Origin of the sequence: Mucilaginibacter gossypii, from assembly GCF_900100945.1 — a bacterium.
GTDB lineage: Bacteria > Bacteroidota > Bacteroidia > Sphingobacteriales > Sphingobacteriaceae > Mucilaginibacter > Mucilaginibacter gossypii.
In genome coordinates this window covers 90,420-104,741 of record NZ_FNCG01000012.1, presented here as the reverse complement: position 1 = coordinate 104,741, position 14,322 = coordinate 90,420, and the positions used below count along the sequence as shown (strand labels likewise).

Below are 14,322 nucleotides of genomic sequence, written 5' to 3'. Positions count from 1 at the left end.
AAAGTCACCATTATACGGATAAACTTATTCCAATAAGCCATTTCGACAAATATTGAGGTTGTTTTGGCAATCTTATAGCCTGTTTTAAGCGGAAATTTGTCCTATCAATAAATCATTGAACAGGACATGACCCAGCAAACAGACCATTCATCCCAAGTTAGCAAGCAACTCTTATTAGAAGGCGCTGAAGAGCTATTTGCAAGATATGGCTTTGACGGAACTTCCATCAGGCTGATTGCAAAGAAACTGGATATTAATTCCGGCATGATCAGTTACTACTTCGGATCGAAGGAGGCCCTGTATCTTGAAATATTTAAGAACAGGCTAATTCAAATTACGGCAGAGATCAGCGAGTTTGATCGGTTTGAATTGGATGCCGAAGAAAAATTAAGAGGTTATTTGCTCATCTACATCAAAAGGATCTCTTCAAACGAAAATTTTCATCGCCTGCTGTATAATCAACTGGCTACACATCGTCATCCGGCCGTTATTGCCATGGTAACGGAAGCCCGCGTCCATATCTACCAGTTCCTGCTCAAAATTATCAGTAGTGGCATTCAAACAGGCCAATTTAAAAGTATAGATGCGGAAATCTTTGCGCTCAACATCCTTTCATTCATCCCTCCTGTCTATACGGGCAACCTGTCTTCATTAATGCATTTGAATGAGCCGGTCAGGAATGACATCACCGGGCGAATGATCGATCACATCCTATTAATGGTCATACCTGAAAAATTTGCTTTAAATAATTCATGCCATGCTTAAGTGCCGCTATTACTCTAAAAATACTTTTCTGACCGCTGTTTTCGTGGTGTTCATTATATTGACAGCACACACACAGCAACTATTTGCACAGGTAACCGGGGGGTCGGGTTTCAACTTGTCGTTGTCCGAAGCGGTTCAGTTTGCGAAAAGTCAGAATAAAAATGTACAGGCGGCCCGGATCGAAGAAAGTGCGACTGGCGAAGACAGAAAGGACGCTTACCGTGCGGCGCTGCCAACAGTTAATGTGAGCGGTTCTTACCAGCGTTTCTCTGATCTTACCTTATTTACCGAAGGTCTCAGTCATTCCACAACCGGTCCGCGAAAACCGACGCCAAATGCTGCTGCATTGGGGGTAGATGCCTTATTTAATATTTATAGTGGCGGACGTCAGCGCGCTTTCCAAAAAGAACAGTCTTCGCGGCTGGATCTGGCTAAACTGAATGCCGATGACCAGTCCGGAAATATCGCGCTGCAAACTGCAGGTCAATACCTTGATCTGGTCCGGCTGGCTGACCTGAGGAAATATATCCAGGATCAGTTAAAAAGGGCACAAACACGACTAAAGAATATCAATACACTTTACAAAAATCAAAAGGTTACAAAAAGCGATGTATTACGGGCCGAGGTTATGCTTTCCAACGTTGAACTTTCCCTCCAACAAACCGAAAATAATATCAGCATCGCCAATCAACGGCTGGACGTAATGATGAATGTGCCGGACAGCGTTCGTTTAAATCCCACCGATTCTGCCGCCATGCCGAAGCCCAGACCTGAATCTTTGCTGCAATTGATCGAACGGGCCGGTATATCTTCTTTCAGTGTACGTAAGGCGGCCGAGAATGTGGAAATACAGCGTGCAAGGGTTAGCGGCATTCAGAGTGCCAATATGCCATCTCTGGCTTTCTACACCGCTTATGGCTTGAATTACCCAAATTACTTGTTTTTTCCTTCTGTCAATCAGGCGTATGCAGTGGGTTTTGTCGGGCTTAAAGCACAATATAGTATTTCCTCACTTTACCACAATAAGAGCAAAATCGCTGCTGGCAAACTAAGGGTTAGAGAACTGGAGCTGCAGCAGCAGGCAACCGCGGATAATATTACCACCGATGTCAAATCGTACTACATCAAATATATAGAGGCGCTCAACCGCATTTCGGTCAATCAGCGTTCTGTGGAACAATCACAGGTCAATTACCGCATCGTTACCGCTAAATATTTCAATCAACTTGCTTTGCTCACAGATCTCCTCGATGCCGATAACCTGCTTCAGGAATCAAGGTTCAATCTTATCAAGGCCCAAACAGACGCACTCACCATTTACTATCACCTTTTATATACCAGCGGCAATTTGTAATTAACGCCTTTGACATGAAAAAAGAAAATCAAAAGATCCATCCGGGAAATATCGTTATCACGATCATTGCCATCTTCGTCGTTCTCACCGGCATATTTTATTTCGTTCAATATCGGGGGTTTAGCCAGCATTACGAAGAAACCAACGATGCCCAAGTAGATTCTTACATCAACCCTGTATCCGCTCGGGCAGGTGGCTACATAGAACATGTTAAGTTCGAGGAGCATCAACTGGTTAAGCGGGGCGACACCCTGGTCATTCTGGATGACCGGGAATACAAAGCGCAACTGGATGCAGCTGAGGCCGCAATGGAAGATGCACAAGCGCAGCTTACGGTTTTATCAGCCGGCATTCATTCATCTGAATTGAGCACTGACGTCAATAAGGACCAGATCAAAGGCGCTCAGGCCAGGTACGTGCAGCAAAAGCAGGATATCAGGCGATATAAAAACCTGGTCAAAGAAGAAGCTGCTACGGGTTCTGACCTGGAACAGGTTCAGGCTCGTTACGACGTTGCGGCCAGTGATTACAGCGCTGCACAAAACAGCTTGAGGACAAATCAGGCACGGGTGGCCGAATTAAAAACACATTTTGCTCTGGTTAAAGCGGACATCAAACGCAAACAGGCTGCGCTGGATCTGGCAAGGTTAAATTTATCCTACACGATCATCAGGGCTCCTTACTCAGGAAGGTTGGGCCGGAAAAATATTTTGGAAGGCCAGCAGATCCAACCCGGACAACCCCTAGTCAGCATTATCAACGAAGATCACAAATGGATTACCGCAAATTATAAGGAAACGCAGGTCGAGGGCATGTATGTCGGTCAGCCGGTCGACATCAGGGTTGACGCCATAGGCGGCAAAGTATTTAAAGGAAGGATCGAGGCGATAGCCGGTTCGACAGGCTCCCGGTTCTCCCTTTTACCGGCTGATAATTCGACCGGGAATTTTGTTAAGATCATTCAACGGGTGCCTGTAAAGATTGTCTTTGATATTAAGGACACCAATCAGTTTATATCAGGAATGAATGTGACCGTATCAGTTAAAAAGAAAGCGTGATGAGGAAGCCCATGTATTTCAAGGATTGGATCAATGACTGGCAATGGGGCGTTCGGATCGCCTTATTCCTCATTTTGCTGGTTTCGCTCATGCAGTTCGGGATGTTTTCGCTTACCCAGAATTATATGGTCGCTTACCTGGGTGCACAGCCTGAAGATATTTCATTTGCGCTCCTATTGTGCTACGCGGGTATCATCTCGATACTGCCGGTTCAATTTCGGTTCTTGAAGTATTTTGAAACAAGGAGCTATTTGATCACTAATATCTTGCTGGCCATCCTGCTGAACTGCTTATGTTTGAATTGTCAGGACATCCATATCTTTTTTATCATTCGGTTTTTGCAGGGTATTTTAGTTGGTAATACAGCTGCTTGTGCCCTCATTCTGATTTTTACCCGTTTGGAAAGCGAACGCGCACAGGCCGTAGGGTCGGCGGTGTTTTACGGCACTATCCTCGCTAATACTGTATTGATAGGATTAGTTGCGGCCGCAGTAGTGATCTCAGCCGATTGGAAAGTTAGTTATTATTACTTGATTGGTTTTCAGATCCTCACACTCCTGATCTGTCTATTCGCCCTACGCGCTACGTCAGGGCATAAACCCTATCCCTTATACCAGATTGATTGGGCCGGATTTACGATATTCTCCTGCACAGCCGTAGCTTTTGTCTATACCATCGTTTACGGTTCAAAATATTATTGGTTCGCAGACCCGCGAATAGGGCTGAGCACCTTGATTGCTGTGTGCGGTGCAGTACTATTTTTCTACCGCCAGGCAATTATTAAAAGGCCGTTGATTCATATAAAAGCCTTTAAATACCCCAATTTTTTGATTGGACTATGCCTGCTGGCCATTTACTACGGGAGTAAAGACAGTATTAATCTGGTTTATAATTATGCCGGAGGTATCCTGAAATGGAGCGCCTTACAAGTGATCACTTTAGGGTTGTGTAATGTAGGCGCGATAGTAATTTCACTGATCGTCTCCACACAACTCACTTTGGCCAAACGCCATTCTACCAAGGGCTTTCTGGTGATTGGCTTTCTGCTGATGGTTGGATACAATCTTTGGATGTGTTTTATAATGACCCCTGACCTGTCCTTTACAGACCTGCTGTTTCCGGTTACGCTACAAGGAGCCGCTTCCGGATTTTTGTTTGTACCCATTATCATTTTCACGGTATCTTCTTTACCTGCGGAAACAGGTACGACCGGGCTGGTGGTCGCCGCTTACGCCCGCTTTACAGCATCCTCTAATTCAGTTGCTGGCTATTATAATCTGCAGTTATATTTCAACCAGCACTTTAAGGAAGGCTTTATTGGCTACCTGACCGCTGATAATGTAATTACCGCGGACCGAATCAAAGATTACAAAGCGTTATATATAGCTAAAGGATTTTCAGCAGATCAGGCTTCGGCGCTGGCTAATGGCGCGCTCGGTCAGAGCCTTGCCCAGCAAACGCAGTTGCTCACTAATCGGGCTGTATTCCTAACCATTGCCTTACTGCTTTTTGGTGTGGCGATGCTCATCCTAATGATACCGGCCATTAATAAAACTTTCTTACACTGGAATCGGCGCATGGTGGTGCCATCTGGTAATCTATAGCACATTTAGATATTTACAGGAAATCAATTAATCACATTATTTAAATTTAATCATTATGAAAATCACAGCAGCTGTCGTTAAAGCACAAGGCAGCAATTTTGAACTAACTAAAGTAATTTTAGACCAGCCAAAGTCCGACGAAGTATTGGTCAGAATTATAGCGACCGGCATTTGCCATACCGATATGGTCGCGCGAGATTTTGTAATGGGTTCACCCAACTTTCCTGTGATCCTGGGCCACGAAGGCTCAGGCGTTATTGAAAGTATTGGCGATGATGTGCATCACCTAAATGTGGGTGACCACGTGGTACTTACTTACGGTTATTGCGGGGAATGCGAGATCTGTCGCTCGGGCACCCCGGCATACTGTTATGAATTCTTTCCCCGGAACTTCTCAGGTGCCCGTATAGACGGAACGCATAACCACCATTACCCTGATGGCAAAGTGATCAATGATAACTTCTTTTCACAATCATCCTTTGCTACCTATGCAATTGCCCATAAGAATAATGTGATCGCAGTACCTAAAGACGCGCCGCTGGAAATTTTAGGTCCTTTAGGCTGTGGTATACAAACCGGTGCAGGGGCTGTGATCAATTCCTTGAAGGTAAAGATCGGTAGTTCTATCGTCATTACCGGTACCGGTGCAGTAGGTTTAGCTGCTTTAATGGCAGCAAAGGCTTCTTCAGCCACCGTAATTATTGCGGTTGACATCAACGAAGAACGTTTGAACTTTTCCAGGGAACTGGGTGCAACGCATACCATCAACAGTTTGACCGAAGATGTGCAAAAACGCATTCGGGAGATCCTGCCTAACGGTGTACAATATGGAATTGATACAACCGGAAGAAACGAAGTGATCAATAATGTGTTGTCGAGCCTGGCTCCTGTTGGCGAGATGGTTTGCATCGGTGTTGCGCGTAAGCCATTAGAGTTAGAAACCAATATCTTTCTGACGAAAGGTTATAAAATCAGATGGATCAACCAGGGAGACAGTGTTCCGCAGGAATTCATTCCAAAACTGATCCACATGTATCAGCTTGGCCAGTTTCCTTTTGACAAACTCATCAAGAAATACGCTTTCCAGGATATTAATGAGGCAGTTGAGGATTCGGAAAAAGGCAGAACGATTAAATCTGTCCTGATCATCGGCAATCAAGAGTACTAATTGAACAAGCTAAGAATATATACTTTTTGGTTGGATATATTCTTAGCTTGATAAAAAGTAAACGATAAATGAAAGTGTTAAGAATTATAATGGTGTTGTCAATGATGAATACCGTAAAAGGATACGCCCAGGAAGTAATTAAACTTTATAATGGGAAAGCTCCCGGTTCCGAGCAATGGAAGTGGGAGGAAAAAACCTTAACGGATCCTTCAACCGGGAATCGCACCGTTATCAACGTGAGTGATCCAACGTTAACGGTTTATCGTCCGAATCCGGCGCATAATAACGGGAGTGCGGTCATCATTTGCCCAGGCGGCGCGTTCCATGTGCTGGATATGGATAATGAAGGATACCGGGTTGCAAAAATTTTAGCAGAAAAAGGCTTTACCGCCTTTGTGCTTAAGTATAGGATATTACAGCTGGATCCCAAGGATCCATTTGCCGGAATGGAAGAAAAGATGAAAGATTTCAAAAAGTTTGTATCGGTCATGGATGCGGATGTGCCACTTGCTATCGGTGACGGCAAGGCGGCTATGGCATTTGTTAAAGATCATGCATAGAATTATAACATTGATCCGTCTAAAGTCGGCATCATTGGGTTCTCGGCCGGTGGAACAGTTGCCGCAGGGTTGCCTACTCGAAAAATGAAAATGACCATGCGGCCTTCGTCGCTACGCTTTATCCTTATCTCCATCCTTTCACCGGCATGGAAGCGCCCTCCGGCGCGGCACCATTATTTATTGCGGTGGCCCAAGACGATACGTTCAAACTTGACCAGGACTGCCTTTTGTTCTATAAAGATTGGAAAAACAAATCAAACAGTGCTGAACTTCATATTTATGCCAAAGGCAGTCATGGATTCGGTACAAAAATACAACACCTTCCGGTAGACTACTGGATGGACCGGTTTTCCGACTGGCTCGGTTTTCTTGGTTATCAGATCAATTCATCAAATTAACATTATAACAAATGAAAAATGTAATCGGCATTCTCGCAGGCAGCCTGCGTAGAGAGTCTTACTCTAAAAAATTAGCGAATGCTTTATTGAGCATGGCGCCTGACGAACTAGAGTTTCGAATCATATCACTGGCTGATATTCCCATCTATAATCAGGATTTTGACGATCATCCTGGGGTTCCCAAAGCTGTAACGGCTTTTAGAAAAGAAATGGAACAGGTGGATGGGATTATTTTTATTACGCCCGAATATAACCGGTCAGTGCCTGCCGTCTTAAAAAATGCTTTGGATGTAGGCTCAAGACCTTATGGCAAAAGTGTATGGAACGCCAAGCCTGCAGCCGTTTTTAGCAACTCGCCCAGCAACCTATCTGCTTTTGGGGCTAATCACCATTTAAGGCAAAGCCTGGTATTTTTGAATGTTCCAACCATGCAACAGCCCGAGGTTTATTTGCCGAAAGTAAACGAGCTGTTTGATGAAAGTGGTAATTTAAAAGAAGGAAGCACCAAAGACTTTTTGCAGAAGGCAGTAAATGCGTACGTGGAATGGTTTAACAAAAAAATATTTAAAAGATGGAAAAATTAGAATATAGATCGGCAGCTTCACATGCCGAAGCGGGAAACGCTCCAGCTATGAAAGTAAAATTGTTAAGCGCTGCGGCAAATGCTACAACTTATATAATCAGTTTTTTTAAGGGCGACGAAGTGGTATCCGGTTTAGCAGGGTTCGCTTTGGAATATGGCGTAAAAAGCGCCCACTTTCAAGGTATCGGTAGTGCATTCAGCGTTGAACTGGGTTGGTTCGACTTTGATCGCCTTGAATATGAAGTAATTAAGGTTGGCATTGCAGAAGTAACATCCTTAAACGGAAACATTACTTGGTATCAGGACAAACCGGTAGTACATGCACATGCCACAGCTTCAGAACGAGGTGGTTTGGTAAAAGGAGGGCATTTATTGACTATGAATGTCGGGCCAACTGTAGAAGTGATAGTAACGGTTGAACCAACATTACTGAACAAAAAACTGAATCCGGAATTTAACGCAACGATGATTGATTATGATCTGTAATACGAGAGATCAGATGACACGATTGTATTACATGGACAAACCCATACCCACAAAGTGGATATGGGCTTTAAGATGTGTATGTAGCCGATTTTCTTTTGGTAATTAAAAATGTACCAGTTAAGTTATTGAGGTTGTTGCCTGGTAGGGCATTATTGAAAAAGTTGTTTTCTGATCCGGCTTAAGCTTTCCGGTGTTATCCCCAAAAAGGACGCGATATAAATAAGGGGTATCCTTGCAGCGATTTGCGGAAAATCCTGCAGAAGCTGCCGATAACGGTCTTCTGCATTGGAACTCACGGTCAGATTTAGTCTCTGCTGCAGGCTCACATAAGCCCGTTGAAACAATTGGCGAAAATACCGTTCCAGGGCAGGGATCTGCTCGTAGAGTAGTTCGAGTTCGTGATGTGGCAATAACCAGACTTCGCTATCTTCAATTGCTTCTATGTTAATATTACCCGCCGCCTTTGTGACAAAACTATAAAGATCCGCTATCCAGTGTTCCTCTATAGCCAATTGGATCACATGTTCCACACCGTCCTTGTCAACAGTAAAAGAACGCAGTGCTCCTTTTTCAACAAAATAAATATACCGGCTTTTATCCCCTTCGGATAAGAGTGTCCTTCTCTTCTTAACGAATTTCTTGCTGAGGACCTGTTCTATCAGTCCAAAATCAGCTTCCGTGATCCTGGCGTATTTATTGAAATTATGAAACAATTGAACAGATAACATTTTCGGAATAATTTCCGAAAGTTAGTGAGATTTAGCCAGTATCCAATTACTAACGTCTTCCAGTTCCTGGTTACCAACCGTATGCGGCATCGCATACTCATGATAAGTAATATGATCAGACAATGGGCGCAGGTAAGATAGCGCGTCATGGGCATATTGGATAGGCAAAACCTGGTCGTTTGTTCCGTGTGCAATAAATATCTGCAAACTTTCTAATTCTTCTTTTGATCGGATCAATGGCTTTACCTCGGGCAACAGCCTGCTGCTTAAAATGAATATGCCGTTTACCTTCTTAGGGAAGGTGAGGCCGACACTGTAAGACATGATGCCGCCCTGGCTAAAACCACCCAGGAATACTTTATCAGCGTCAAGTTCATATTTGTCAATTAGCTGGCTGATAAAGGTGTTAATTACCAGGCGGCTTTTTTCTGCCTGCTCAGGGTTAATTACCCGCTCTCCATTGCTAAAACCTAACTCAAACCAAGTGTATTTGCCGGGCGAAACCGTGTAAGGCGCTCTGGCCGAAACAATAACAAAACCAGCCGGAAATTCACCAGCCAACCTAAAAAGATCATCTTCATTACTGCCAATGCCATGCAGCAACAGGATCAAACCCGGTTTTTTTGCTGATTTTACCGGTTGATGTGCTTTATAAATGAGCATGAGCTCTTCACCCTTAAGAGCGTTTGTTTTATTTTCCATTGTGTTTTTCTTTAATAATTGTTATCCGGCCTGAAAACAGCGCATACTTAAACTGCCAAACTGGTAGCCTTCATAAATCGGTTTGATCTCATCCTTCTTGCCGATCAATCCCAACGCATACATGAGCGGCAGGTAGTGGTCATTCGTCGGAACAGAGAGCCTTGCTGCAGTTCCGGCTTTTTCGTAATTGATCAGCGCTTCGAAATTCCTGTTTTCTAACTGATTTTTAACAAACTGGTCAAATTCTACATTCCAGTCGTACGGTTTGGCGTTAATCTCGCGCCAGTCGATCATCCGCAGGTTGTGGACAATATTGCCGCTGCAGAGGATCAGTACGCCTTTGCGGCGCAGTTCTTTTAACTGTTCTCCCAATTGATAATGAAATGCCGCTGGCTTGGAATAGTCCATGCTCATTTCAAAAACCGGCACATCGGCATCCGGCCAGATAAATTTCAACACCGTCCAGGCGCCATGATCGAGGCCCATTTCGTGATCTTCTATTACATCGGTAATGGAAACCATCGATTTCAATTCACGCGCCAGTTCTGGATGTCCCTTTGGTTCATATCTTACCTCAAACAATTCTTTGGCAAATCCGCCAAAGTCATGGATCGTACGAGGCATTGGGTTCACACTAACATAGGTGCCTATGGTTTCCCAATGCGCCGATATGACCAATACTGCGCTCGGTTTATCGATTGTCCTGCCTAATTTGGTCAACGTTTGGGTAAAATCATTATCCCATAATGCATTCATGGGGTGGCCGTGGCCAATAAACAGCATCGGCATCGTTTTCTCCCTTAGCGGGAAAGTTCCGGCGATATTCGCCAATTCCTGCAGTTTCATTGTATTCTTTTAAGCAGGCATACCTGATGTATGCCTGCAATTGTTAATATTATTTACCTAAACCGATTTGGTCCATAAAGGTCTTGTTATCCCAAAACAAGTGTTCTTCAATCATAACACCATCTTTCCAGATTCCAATAGTAGCCATTGGGAAATCGAATTTTTTGCCGGTTGGCTGGATAAATTTACCATTGCCAATTGGCATTGGCTTAGTAAATGTGCCCTGGAATACACCTGTAACAGCTGTAAAGTTACCAGATCCGAAACGGATGGGATGCTGTTTGATACGGGTATCAGGCGCATAAACAAATAAGGCTTTCATGTCTTCGATATGTTTGGCCAAACCCGTAGTGATGTGCCCATCGGGCCAGAATACTTTGATGTATTTACCGTGGCTTTCATGAAAGCGGGCCCATTGTTGGCCGCTGAATACTGTATAGTCTAAGGTGTCAAAAGTTTTCAGGTGTTTCTGTACCAGGGCATCGGCTGCTGTCAATTGTTTTAATTGAGCCTGCATTTTAGCAACCTCTTGTTTGGTTTGTGCTTTTGTAGATAAGGTACTGGTGCCGATAAAGGCCAAAAGCGCGATGGCTATTTTTGTGAAATTTTTCATTTTATAAGTATTTAATTACAATACAAAGTTGCGGTATCGTAATTGGGAAACACTTGACGTGTGGTAAGAAATTATCTTAATCTATGTTAAGAATATCTGCCTATCGATGTCCGGAGTGTTTGATGGAATTAAGATTAAAAGTCCATTGCCATTATTACTGATTTGCTGCTAACATTGAAAAATAACTCCTATTATTGCCAAGTTATCCACACCTTAGGGTAACAGGACAGTATTAAAAATGGCCTAAATTTAGGTCAAAAAGTTTGCTTTTAATTTGGTACTAAAATTTCATAACTTACTGATAATCAACATCTGATTACTTTTTGTATCGGTACATACTTTGTATTCTTAATACAGGCAATATATTCTTCAATATTGATTATCCTGGGCCCTTTTTCGGTCGCAGTAAGTATTTTACCGGCATTTAGAGATAGTTTTACTACTTGGATAGCCCGGTTCGTTTCCGTTAATTTATATAGTGCAATCGCTTATCTTATAATGTGGCTATGTGCTTATATACAGCAATACGCCATGACTGCCGAAATTAGCAGATATCAGCTTGTTTTGCACGGTAGCGGTACGGCTAACAAGATGGCTGAATTAGCCGTATTTGCAGGCAATGGTATTCTTTCCTTTGGTACAGTAATTATTACTTTTCTTATAGGTGCAATATGTATGTTCACAGTTCCGAGCATCTCTACTTGGATTATCTCAACCTCTGGCATCAGCTCTGCTGTTTCTACAGCTGGCAGAACTTCTGGTATGATAACAGGATTGGCAAAGACAGCCACTGGACAATTCTTATGAATCTTATTACACTATTCCCGAAAAGTCGTTTGCCAGTTAGGCAAACGACTTTTTATTTTCACGGTTCTTAAAAACTGTAGAGGTTCGATTCCTTTCTTCGCTGAGCCAATACATGTTTTCGAAGCAAAATTTAGCCCGTAAAGGACAAATACCGAAAAGCTTTTTTGGATGATTTGAAACGACTCTCCAGCTAAGAAAAAGGTCAACGACATTAATGTCGTCGACCTTTGAACTTTTTATATACAACTGCTCTTGCTTACTAACATTGGGCTTGAACCGAGTTTCCCGGACTACTTTTCTTTTCAAAGAAAAGTAGCAAAAGAAACCTAAGCCTATATAGCTTTCTTTAAGTTAATAATGGGTATTATTGAGATAACGATTGAGGTGGCGGGTTAGGGTACGTAATTAAAAATTTATGGTAATGAAAGGCTCGGCGACAACAAGTATTGATTCTGAAGGGAAAAAACTAAAATTCACGGTAGAAGACCGACTTAGGCATTACGATTCCGAAATTCCTGATGATAATCAACACCATTATATACAATTTTCCGAGAATTCTCGTCCGGGAGCTGTTACTGAAGCCGCCTTTATGATTATAGAACATTTTTTCAAGGATTATCAACCCAGAAATAAGTGGAGAAAAGAACAACGACTTTTTACAGTTTCTCAGGTAGATGATAAAAACGCATTACACATTTCGGGACAATTCAATTATCTCAAAGTAGCGGCGTCGATACGCGAACATGGTGATTTTGACCCTTATCGTTTCGGTTTGCTTGCCATGGAGTGCCAATGGATGGATTTTACATTGGATATGTCTTTTAACGTGCAATTTCGTGGTGCAAAAAAAGAGGACCGCGTGCTTCAGATTGTGGATGGCACACCGCAGCAATTTTATGGGCCAAATTATCCGATCAAGCCAAGGCTAGATAGAGAAGGTCGTTCGTTTAGTACGATGCTGCCAATCATGTTGAAAAGGATCATTCGCACCCGAAAAAGTTTGATCAACAACTCCAATCTATCATTGACGCCTGATTACTTTCTCGACTTTAGAGCGCTCGTCAGCGATGTAATTTCTGCTGTTGAAATCACGTTAAACCAAGTCTATATTAAAGCGGAGTATGATCCTTTACCCGGTTGGAAATTTGACCCAGGGCGTTTAGGAGTGCGCCACGGCCGTCGGTTCCAGGATAAGCTAAAATGGATTTATCAGATTTCAGGAAATACATTAAGTGCAGAATTGTATCTACCAGCCTGTAACAGGTTGCGCAGTTTACGTAATCATCTAATGCATTTCGATCCGCCTTCTCTCACTGTTACTCTCGAGGAATTGACTGGCTGGTTTACTGATATGATTGACATCGGATACTTGATTATTGCCATTAGACGGGCTATGAAGTTGCAATTGTCCTACGATTTAGTTAACTATATTTTACAGCGGGAAGCTGTATTTATACCGGAGTATGATTTTAATGGCCGAACTCCGTTGCCAGAAGACGGCTCGACAGGGTATCGTTCCAGTATATGGCCAATAGTTAAGTGAACAAAAACTATTACAAGAATTTTAAAATTTTATCGCCTTAAATTAAAACTTTGCCTTGCGTGCTTCAAAAGGCACTGTTATCATCCGTTCACTAAGTTCGTTAACTTCATGTATAACAAAAAATTGAGGAGGTTACTCAAAATCGTAGGTTAACGTCAGATCGATGAATTGTTCGGTTTTAATGAACTTATCGTATTTTTTCTTCAATTCTTTGTACTCTTTATCTTCTTCGTTGATTTGACCGCGCTGGATTGTATAATGTCTTAAAAAGTGCTTAATACAAGAAAGAATTTATTGAAGCATTTCGTGGTTCAGAAGGTGTGGTTCTGATGACACCGGGCATTATTCCACTGGCCACTCATGAGTTAGCGTTAGGCAAGCAATTAGCCGATGCTGCCGTTGAAGCCGGGGTACCGCATATTATCTTCAGCAGCCTTGAAAATGTAGATAAGATTACAAGGTGGTAAAATGTTTGCTCCGCACTTTACAGATAAAGCCAGGATCGAAGAATATATTCGTACGTTACCGGTTAAAAGCTCATTTATTTATATGGCTTTCTTTTACACCAACCTCATTGAATTTTATACACCCGTTATTAAAAACGATACGCTGGTATTCCCGATTTACTCACCCAAAGATTTTCGGGCCCCTTTTGTTGATCCCCTCACGGCTACAGGCCCTGCGATCCTAGAGATTTTTTCTCACCCTGATCTATATGCAAGAAAATCATTACCTGTTGTCGGCGAAATGATCACACCCGGGGAGATGGTAGATACCTTTACAAGGGTAACGGGCAAAAAGGCTATATATGAAACTGCTTTTACACGGGAGGGGCTGCTACAGCATTTCCCGGAGTTCAGTTCAAATGAAGGGCTTGTACGGGAGATTTTAGGGATGGTAGCCTATGCCGTCGAATATGGATATTTCCAAAAAGACCGGGACCTGACCTGGAGCAGGCAAATTAACCCGGACGCGCTCAATTGGGAACAGTTCCTGCGCACAACACAATGGCAGGGTCAAAGGCTGTCCTTCTGATCTGCCTACCCCTTTTACCTGGCTGATATTGGCAGGTCTTTTAATAGGGAATAAAAGTCCTGCTTTTTATCT

General features: G+C 42.9%; 17 protein-coding genes. 13 read left to right on the top strand and 4 right to left on the bottom strand.

The genetic code is table 11. The annotated features are described in order from the left end of the window. Nucleotides 1-126 precede the first annotated feature (126 nt). The 9 genes from BLS28_RS20260 (at nucleotide 127) to BLS28_RS20220 (ending at nucleotide 7,976) form a co-directional block, all read left to right on the top strand. Nucleotides 127-765, top strand: coding sequence for a TetR/AcrR family transcriptional regulator (locus BLS28_RS20260; protein WP_091171766.1), 639 nt, complete (start codon nucleotides 127-129; stop codon nucleotides 763-765). Beyond that, on the top strand, nucleotides 758-2,119 hold the full coding sequence (locus tag BLS28_RS20255) for a TolC family protein (RefSeq protein WP_091171765.1): 1,362 nt from the start codon (nucleotides 758-760) through the stop codon (nucleotides 2,117-2,119). The genes BLS28_RS20260 and BLS28_RS20255 overlap by 8 nt, the downstream gene beginning before the upstream one ends. A 14-nt stretch (nucleotides 2,120-2,133) precedes the next feature. Next, a complete protein-coding gene (locus tag BLS28_RS20250; protein WP_091171763.1) occupies nucleotides 2,134-3,177 on the top strand; it encodes an HlyD family secretion protein in 1,044 nt (347 codons plus the stop codon). Next, nucleotides 3,177-4,781: an MFS transporter gene (locus BLS28_RS20245; protein WP_091171761.1), complete on the top strand. Its 1,605-nt coding sequence runs from the start codon at nucleotides 3,177-3,179 to the stop codon at nucleotides 4,779-4,781. Before BLS28_RS20250 ends, BLS28_RS20245 begins: the two co-directional genes overlap by 1 nt. 55 nt (nucleotides 4,782-4,836) lie before the next feature. Beyond that, complete coding sequence (locus tag BLS28_RS20240) at nucleotides 4,837-5,949, top strand: NAD(P)-dependent alcohol dehydrogenase (protein ID WP_091171759.1); 1,113 nt, start codon at nucleotides 4,837-4,839, stop codon at nucleotides 5,947-5,949. A gap of 68 nt (nucleotides 5,950-6,017) precedes the next feature. Beyond that, the gene (locus tag BLS28_RS20235; RefSeq protein WP_176844526.1) at nucleotides 6,018-6,509 is read left to right on the top strand and encodes an alpha/beta hydrolase; all 492 of its coding nucleotides are present in this window, start codon (nucleotides 6,018-6,020) and stop codon (nucleotides 6,507-6,509) included. Between the two features lie 146 nt (nucleotides 6,510-6,655). After that, on the top strand, nucleotides 6,656-6,907 hold the full coding sequence (locus BLS28_RS20230; protein WP_091171755.1) for an alpha/beta hydrolase family protein: 252 nt from the start codon (nucleotides 6,656-6,658) through the stop codon (nucleotides 6,905-6,907). 11 nt (nucleotides 6,908-6,918) lie between these two features. Next, entirely contained in the window at nucleotides 6,919-7,491 is a 573-nt protein-coding gene (locus tag BLS28_RS20225) for an NADPH-dependent FMN reductase (protein ID WP_091171753.1), read from the top strand. Beyond that, nucleotides 7,479-7,976 (top strand): PPC domain-containing DNA-binding protein, encoded by a 498-nt coding sequence (locus BLS28_RS20220; protein ID WP_091171751.1) that lies wholly within the window; start codon nucleotides 7,479-7,481, stop codon nucleotides 7,974-7,976. The genes BLS28_RS20225 and BLS28_RS20220 overlap by 13 nt, the downstream gene beginning before the upstream one ends. Nucleotides 7,977-8,125: 149 nt before the next feature. Here the strand turns inward: BLS28_RS20220 and BLS28_RS20215 are convergent, their stop codons facing one another. Genes BLS28_RS20215 through BLS28_RS20200 form a run of 4 tightly spaced genes read right to left on the bottom strand, consistent with a single transcriptional unit; the run spans nucleotide 8,126 to nucleotide 10,865 of the window. Then, nucleotides 8,126-8,704: a Crp/Fnr family transcriptional regulator gene (locus BLS28_RS20215; protein ID WP_091171749.1), complete on the bottom strand. Its 579-nt coding sequence runs from the start codon at nucleotides 8,702-8,704 to the stop codon at nucleotides 8,126-8,128. 21 nt (nucleotides 8,705-8,725) lie between these two features. Then, nucleotides 8,726-9,406 carry an alpha/beta hydrolase gene (locus BLS28_RS20210; protein WP_091171748.1) on the bottom strand — a complete coding sequence of 227 codons (681 nt, stop codon included), beginning with the start codon at nucleotides 9,404-9,406 and terminating at the stop codon, nucleotides 8,726-8,728. Between the two features lie 21 nt (nucleotides 9,407-9,427). Beyond that, nucleotides 9,428-10,252 carry a 4,5-DOPA-extradiol-dioxygenase gene (ygiD, locus tag BLS28_RS20205; protein WP_091171746.1) on the bottom strand — a complete coding sequence of 275 codons (825 nt, stop codon included), beginning with the start codon at nucleotides 10,250-10,252 and terminating at the stop codon, nucleotides 9,428-9,430. Nucleotides 10,253-10,301: 49 nt separating this feature from the next. After that, complete coding sequence (locus BLS28_RS20200) at nucleotides 10,302-10,865, bottom strand: ester cyclase (RefSeq protein WP_091171743.1); 564 nt, start codon at nucleotides 10,863-10,865, stop codon at nucleotides 10,302-10,304. A gap of 312 nt (nucleotides 10,866-11,177) precedes the next feature. Here BLS28_RS20200 and BLS28_RS31710 point away from each other — a divergent pair, with 312 nt between their 5' ends. From BLS28_RS31710 to BLS28_RS20180, 4 genes are all read left to right on the top strand, one after another. Next, entirely contained in the window at nucleotides 11,178-11,672 is a 495-nt protein-coding gene (locus BLS28_RS31710) for a TraJ family protein (RefSeq protein WP_501037391.1), read from the top strand. A gap of 421 nt (nucleotides 11,673-12,093) precedes the next feature. Next, entirely contained in the window at nucleotides 12,094-13,215 is a 1,122-nt protein-coding gene (locus BLS28_RS20185) for a hypothetical protein (RefSeq protein WP_091171739.1), read from the top strand. Between the two features lie 293 nt (nucleotides 13,216-13,508). Beyond that, a complete protein-coding gene (locus BLS28_RS31610) occupies nucleotides 13,509-13,682 on the top strand; it encodes an NmrA family NAD(P)-binding protein (protein ID WP_369596635.1) in 174 nt (57 codons plus the stop codon). Between the two features lies 1 nt (nucleotide 13,683). Next, nucleotides 13,684-14,250: an NmrA family NAD(P)-binding protein gene (locus BLS28_RS20180; RefSeq protein ID WP_218134480.1), complete on the top strand. Its 567-nt coding sequence runs from the start codon at nucleotides 13,684-13,686 to the stop codon at nucleotides 14,248-14,250. Nucleotides 14,251-14,322: the final 72 nt, after the last annotated feature.